Annotated in this window: 6 protein-coding genes and 2 pseudogenes; 7 read left to right on the top strand and 1 reads right to left on the bottom strand. The window is 62.8% G+C overall.

Going from position 1 to position 6,139, the window contains the following annotated elements:
• Positions 1-275 precede the first annotated feature (275 nt).
• The 6 genes and pseudogenes from HMPREF2656_RS13545 to HMPREF2656_RS12655 form a co-directional block, all read left to right on the top strand.
• Positions 276-590: pseudogene (locus HMPREF2656_RS13545) on the top strand (siderophore-interacting protein); the annotation flags it as partial.
• Positions 567-1,028 carry a siderophore-interacting protein gene (locus HMPREF2656_RS13540; protein WP_256381246.1) on the top strand — a complete coding sequence of 154 codons (462 nt, stop codon included), beginning with the start codon at positions 567-569 and terminating at the stop codon, positions 1,026-1,028. The pseudogene HMPREF2656_RS13545 and the gene HMPREF2656_RS13540, both read left to right, overlap by 24 nt.
• Before the next feature lie 119 nt (positions 1,029-1,147).
• On the top strand, positions 1,148-2,173 hold the full coding sequence (locus tag HMPREF2656_RS00435; protein ID WP_083319381.1) for an ABC transporter substrate-binding protein: 1,026 nt from the start codon (positions 1,148-1,150) through the stop codon (positions 2,171-2,173).
• A 25-nt stretch (positions 2,174-2,198) separates the two neighbouring features.
• The gene (locus tag HMPREF2656_RS00430; protein ID WP_141743308.1) at positions 2,199-3,260 is read left to right on the top strand and encodes a FecCD family ABC transporter permease; all 1,062 of its coding nucleotides are present in this window, start codon (positions 2,199-2,201) and stop codon (positions 3,258-3,260) included.
• Positions 3,257-4,312, top strand: a complete 1,056-nt coding sequence (locus tag HMPREF2656_RS12660; RefSeq protein ID WP_246815295.1) for a FecCD family ABC transporter permease — start codon at positions 3,257-3,259, stop codon at positions 4,310-4,312. The genes HMPREF2656_RS00430 and HMPREF2656_RS12660 overlap by 4 nt, the downstream gene beginning before the upstream one ends.
• On the top strand, positions 4,313-5,119 hold the full coding sequence (locus HMPREF2656_RS12655) for an ABC transporter ATP-binding protein (RefSeq protein WP_070482382.1): 807 nt from the start codon (positions 4,313-4,315) through the stop codon (positions 5,117-5,119).
• Here HMPREF2656_RS12655 and HMPREF2656_RS00415 read toward each other — a convergent pair.
• The gene (locus HMPREF2656_RS00415; RefSeq protein ID WP_371440636.1) at positions 5,116-5,472 is read right to left on the bottom strand and encodes a GNAT family N-acetyltransferase; all 357 of its coding nucleotides are present in this window, start codon (positions 5,470-5,472) and stop codon (positions 5,116-5,118) included. The genes HMPREF2656_RS12655 and HMPREF2656_RS00415 overlap by 4 nt on opposite strands.
• Before the next feature lie 249 nt (positions 5,473-5,721).
• On the opposite strand from HMPREF2656_RS00415, the pseudogene HMPREF2656_RS00410 reads away from it, so the two are divergent.
• Positions 5,722-6,139 (top strand): annotated as a pseudogene (locus HMPREF2656_RS00410) (pyruvate carboxylase); the annotation flags it as partial.

The following is a 6,139-nucleotide window of genomic DNA, read 5'->3' as shown; positions in this document are numbered from 1 at the left end:
AGGTGGAAGGCGGCGACCTCGTGGTGGTTATCGCTTAAGAGCTTTTCGCCTGACGACGTCCAAAGCGCCGACCTCCACCCGGAGTGCCGGCGCTTTCGGCGTTTTGGCGGCTGGGCGTCTCGGCACAATGATGTAGGTAAGCCTAAACTACCTTTCATGGTTTTCGGTTCTAACAACTTTTCGGACATTCAGCTCACGGACTGGCCTCAGCGCGAGAAAAGCGATGCACTCACAGTCACCGTCGCCAATGTTGAACGGGTTGCCCCGACCTCCTTGAGATCTCCGTGGTTGCGCCTGAATTGCGCGACCACCAATTGGTAGGCCCAGACGAGTTCTTCGGCCTCCTCATGCCGGGGCCTGGCAAGGACTATGTCCCATTAACGACAACTCGGGTAAGCAATCTACGAGCCCAACTTGCCGCGCTTCCGGATGCCGTGCGACCCGACCTTCGGTGGTACACAGTTCGAAGTCTCGACCGAGCTGCTGGCACCCTGAGCTTCCTATTGGTCACACACGGTGTTTCGGATGCCTCGGACACCGACATCGGGCCCGCGTTGCGTTGGGCGCTGCGCGTCGCGCCTGGGGACACCTGCGGAATCTACCCCGCGAACGGGCTGTGGTTCCGGCGCGAGCCAAAGCCAGGCACATCGCAGCTGCTGGTCGCCGACCCCACTGCAGCGCCTTCAGTCGCAGCAATTCTTGAATTCCTCGAGCAATTCCACCCTGCTGAGCTGGCTGCGGCAGATGTCGTGTTCGCCGCCACCACGAACGACGAATTCGAGCCTGGGCTGGTTGAGCGCTGGCAATCCCGCGTGAGGTCACTGGCCCTGGTCACCGCCCAGCAGGACAGGTTGCTGGAGGCAGTTGTCTCCGAGCTTCGCTCTCACGAGCGCCCGGAGAGTGTCTGGTGTTGCGGCGAACGAGACCTCGCAGCGGGGGTGCGACGATTCGCCGTGCAAGAGTGGGGGATTGATCCCAAAAATGTCACATTCAGCGCGTTCTGGATTCGAGGACAGGCGCGGGGGTAACTTCCTCGCGAGATGGTAAGGGCTGCTTTACCTAACCCAGACCATCTGTTAGGTTTGCCTTTGCTAAGTGCTCGCCTGGCTTTCTGCTCAGGTCACATTTCGACTGAAAGGGATCCCGCATGCGCGCGAAACTCGGTGCAGTGCTCACCTTTGCTGTTGGCCTCGCTCTCACAGGCTGCAGCTCATCTCCTTCCAACTCCGCCTCAACTTCCACTGCAACTTCCACCGTGTCTGCCTCGGACGCCGCGACATCCTCCTCCGCGTCCGCTTCGAGCAATGCCCAGGCATCCGGTGCGCTGGTGTTTAACCACCCGAGCATTGACGGCCTGAAAATCGAGTTCGCCGAGCAGCCCAAGAACATCGTCATGGACTGCTACGCCTACTCCACCCTCGATGAGTACGGCATCAAGCCGAACGCCATCTTCGGTTACCAGTGCGACGACCCGACCGTGATGGGTGGGGCGGACACCACCGGGATTGAGCAGATCGGCACCGACGGCGAGATTGACTTGGAGAAACTCGCACAGCTCAAACCGGACGCGATCATTGGCTTCGGCACAGCAGACGGTTGGCAATGGTTCAAAGAGGATGTGAACTCCCAACTCACTCGCGTCGCCCAGTTCGTGCCGCTGCCCGGCGGCGACACCGTGGACGAGGGCATCGCCAACGTCCGCGAGCTCGCCGAGTTCCTCGGCGCCGATGTCACCGCCTCGCACATCACTAAGGCAGACCAAGACTACGCGGCTGCGAAGCAGAACTTCTCCGATGCCATTGCTGGCGAAGACTTGAGCTTCATGCTGTCGAGCCCCACCAAGGAGATGCTCTACACCAGCGCGAACGGCCCCCAGGCGGATCTGCTGAAGTCGCTCGGCGCGACCCTCGCTGGCCCGACCGAGGGTCACGAGGGCAGCCCGTGGGCGTGGATCGCCTGGGAGGAAGCCTCGAAATACCCCACCGATGTCATGCTCGTCGAGGACTACGACGAAGCTGACCCCTTCACCGCCGAAATGTGGGACTCGCTGCCGTCGGTCCAGGCTGGTCAGCTCTACGCCTGGAACTCAAAGGGTGCGCTGACCTCGCGCCACTACGCCGACTGGTTGGACGGACTCGCCACAAAGGTCCAGGGCTTCAACAAGGTCTCCTAGGCCCTCGACCCGCCCACCGCGAACCATGACGATCACCACAGCGCCTGCGCCCACCGAAACGGAAGCCCAGCTAGCACCGCCACAGCCCCACCCGCTCGCGTACCGAGTTGTCGGCGCATGGGTGCTCATCGCGTTGCTCGCGGTCTCGCTCGTGCTCAGCCTTACCGTCGGTGCGCGCGAGATTACGCTCAGCGAGCTGTGGCATTTCCTCCGTTCGCCCGATCCGGCCGACCCGGTGTCGCAGGTGGTGTGGCAGTCGCGGGTGCCGCGCACCGTGCTGATTTTGGTGGCAGGGGCCGCGTTCGGTGTCGCGGGCGGCTTGATGCAGGCAGTGACCAGAAACCCCCTGACAGACCCCGGAATCCTCGGCGTCAATGCCGGCGCTTCTCTGGCGGTGGTGGTAGGCATCGCCTACTTCGGTCTCACCGACATCAACCAATACATGTGGTTGGCATTCACAGGTGCGACCGTTACATCGTTCGCTGTATTCCTCATCGGAAATGCTGGGCCGATGCGAGGCAACCCGATCCGGATGACACTGTCCGGCGTCGCACTCGGTGCCGTCCTCGGCGGGTTCACTTCAGCGGTTCTGCTCACCAACTCCGACGTTCTGAAGAAGATGCGCGGCTGGTCCGCTGGCACCACGGCCAACCAGGCTCTGGACAATACGCTCGCGATCGTGCCCTTCATTCTGATCGGGCTCGTGCTCGCGCTCGCACTATCGAAGTCGCTTGATGTGCTCGCGCTGGGCGAGGCCGCTGCCGTGGCGATGGGAGCGAACCCGAACCGCGTTCGTCTCGTCGCACTGATCGCTATTGCGCTCCTCGCTGGCGGCGGCACTGCGGTGGCAGGACCAATTTCTTTCCTCGGGTTGTTGGCCCCGCACCTAAGCCGGATGATCGTGGGCCCGCACCAGGGATGGATCATGGCGTACTCGATCATTTTGGCACCCGCCATCATGGGTTTCGCTGACGTGGTCGGCCGCGTGATTGTGCAGGGCGAGATGCCTGTAGGGGTGGTCACGCCCTTCATCGGCGCGCCCCTCCTTATCTACATGGTGCGCCAGTTCCGGGTGACAGAACTGTGACGACGCAACGCCTGGATTTCGGCCGACCGATGGTAGGGATCGGCCCGCGCGAGCGCCCGATCTTCGTCACCGATGTGCGTGCAGTGGTAGTCACCGCCGTTCTCGTCGCGCTGGCGGCTGCTTGCGGCGTCTTCGCGCTTTTCACCGGTTCTGCATCGATGACCGCGGGCCAAGTATTCGATGCTGTGCTGGGCCGCGGGGACGACTTCACCCACATGGTCGTGGTGGAGTGGCGTGCTCCGCGCGTGCTGATGGCGCTGGTGCTCGGTGCTGCGCTCGCTCTGTCGGGCGCGTTGTTTCAAAACCTCACCAATAATCCGCTCGGTTCGCCGGATGTGATCGGTTTTCAAACCGGCTCCTATACCGGGGCTCTCATCGCTATGCTGGTGCTCCGCGGCGGTTCCACGGCCACCCTGCTCGGTGCGCTCGCGGGCGGCTTGCTCACGGCTGTAACGGTGTTTTTCCTAGCGTCGAAAGACGGCCATGCTCGGGGAGTGCGGCTCATCATCGTCGGGATCGGTGTCAGTGCGATGCTGGCCGCGGTGAACACATGGCTGCTGCTCACGGCGACGGTCGAGGACGCGATCATGGCGAGCTTGTGGGGTGCGGGCAACCTTGCTGGCACCAGCTGGAAAACCCTCGGGTTCGCAGCATCGGGCACGGTGGTGTTCATTGCGGTGACGGCGTTGTTGGCTCGCCCGATGCGCCTTACACAGATCGGCATCCCGTTCGCCACCGCTCTTGGGCAAAACGTGCGTGCAGTGCAAGTCGCCGCGATCATCACCGGGATTGGCTTGACCGCACTAGCCACCGCCACCGTTGGACCGATCTCATTCATCGCGCTCGCCGCCCCGCAGATCGCGCGCCGACTTGTGCGCGCCGACGGGCTGGCGCTGATGCCTACTGCCGCGACCGGCGCGTTGCTGCTCGTGCTCGCAGACACTGTCGCACAGCGCATTCACCCCACTTCGCCACTGCCAGTAGGCATTGTCACCGTCTCCATCGGCGGTATCTATTTCCTCTGGCTGCTGATTCAGGAAGGACGGAAGTAAATGGCACGTCTGCGCACCGAACACGCGAAGTTGGCGTACTCCGACGAAGCGATCATCTGCGACGATGTCACAGTCGAGATTCCGGATCGCATGTTCACAGTCATTGTGGGGCCGAACGGGTGCGGCAAATCGACGCTGCTGAAGTCCCTTACGCGGCTCATTACGCCGGTTTCAGGGGCGACGCTTCTCGACGGCAAGTCTCTGCACGAACAGCCCACCAAACACGTTGCTAAGCAAGTCGGCCTGCTTCCCCAGGGGCCGGTCGCACCGGAGGGCATCCGTGTCATCGATCTCGTCTCACGCGGACGGTATCCCCACCAGGGTCTTTTCAAACCTTGGTCGCCAGAAGACGAGCGTGCCGTGGGAGGGGCAATGGACGCGACCAACGTGCGCGAGCTCAGCGGTCGCTTCGTCGACGAGCTTTCCGGCGGGCAGCGCCAACGTGTTTGGATGGCTGTCGCTCTTGCGCAGGAGACTCCGATCCTGCTCCTCGACGAGCCGACCACGTTTCTGGATGTGCGCTACCAGATCGAACTTCTTGAACTGTGCCGCGAGCTGAACAAGCGCGACCACCTCACCCTGGTGGCGGTGCTGCACGATCTCAACCAAGCGGCGCGCTACGCGGATAACATCATCGCGATGAAAGACGGGGAAGTCGTGGCCACCGGCGCGCCCGCCGACGTGATCACCGAGGAGTTGGTTCGTGACGTTTTCGGCGTCGAGGCCAGTATCATCCAAGATCCGGAATCCGGCAGCCCCCTCATGATCCCGCGGTGGGAAGGGCGCGTCGCAGAGAGGGCAGATTAGAGCTGGTAGACCATCACACCCCCGGGTACCGCGACATCGCTGAAGCCGAACGCTTCATAGCGGTGGCGGGCGCGGGGGTTGTCTTCTGCGACAAAGAGCGCCACTTGTGTAGCACCCTGCTCCCGGGCGAGGTCTACGACCTCACGGAGCAAGGCTTCGCCCAAGCGGTGGCCCGCATATCGGTTCTCAATGGCGATGGCGATTTCTGGAGTGCCGGGCGAGAGGTTCGCATAGCCCTGGTCAGGCGACGTCCAATACCGCAACCACACTCCGCCTGCGGGCATGTGGAATTGGTCGAAGGCGATGACCCCGCCGTCGCGTTGCGGGTTCCACTCGTCGACGTAGCGTTCCACGTCCGGTAACTGCTCCGGCGCACCTCCTTGGATTCGTCACCGTAGACGTCCGCGAGAAAGTTCAGACGGCGCAAGTAGGTGCGGTCCGATTCGGTGGCGCGGTGGAAGGTGAACGTGGGTGTGGACTCCATGGGTGCCACCGTACTCATGCACTTAAGTCACGCACGGTAACCTTTCCCGCATGCGAACTGCTCACAGCGCAAGAGCCGCAAGAGCCGCCACAGCCGCCGCTGGTGCCGTCTGTCTGGCCGCCGCGCCGCCCTGGACAAGCTGCTGTTCCCGAAGCAGTACGCCGAGTCCCAGGAGCACCTGCGCACCTACGGCATCACCGACCAGTTGGGTGACAAGACCTTCTTCTACGGCCTTGAAGAGGGCGTGGAGACCATGATCTACTACGGCGAGATCGGGGAGAACCGTCCGCCGCTGGTGGTCAGCCTTGACGCTGTTGGCGAGCCAGACGAGAAGGGTATGCGCCAGGTCATCCTGACCGTCAATGGCCAGGTCCGCCCGGTTGCCGTCCGCGACGAGAACGTCGAGTCCACCGTTGCCGAGGTGGAGAAGGCCGACGCGTCCAACCCGGGCCACGTTGCCGCACCGTTCGCTGGTGCCGTCACCGTCACGGTGAAGGAAGGCGACGAGGTCAAGGAAGGCGACCCGGTCGCAACCA

Origin of the sequence: Corynebacterium sp. HMSC034B08 (genome assembly GCF_001835805.1) — a bacterium.
Classification (GTDB): domain Bacteria; phylum Actinomycetota; class Actinomycetes; order Mycobacteriales; family Mycobacteriaceae; genus Corynebacterium; species Corynebacterium coyleae.
This window is presented reverse-complemented; position numbering and strand designations above follow the sequence as displayed.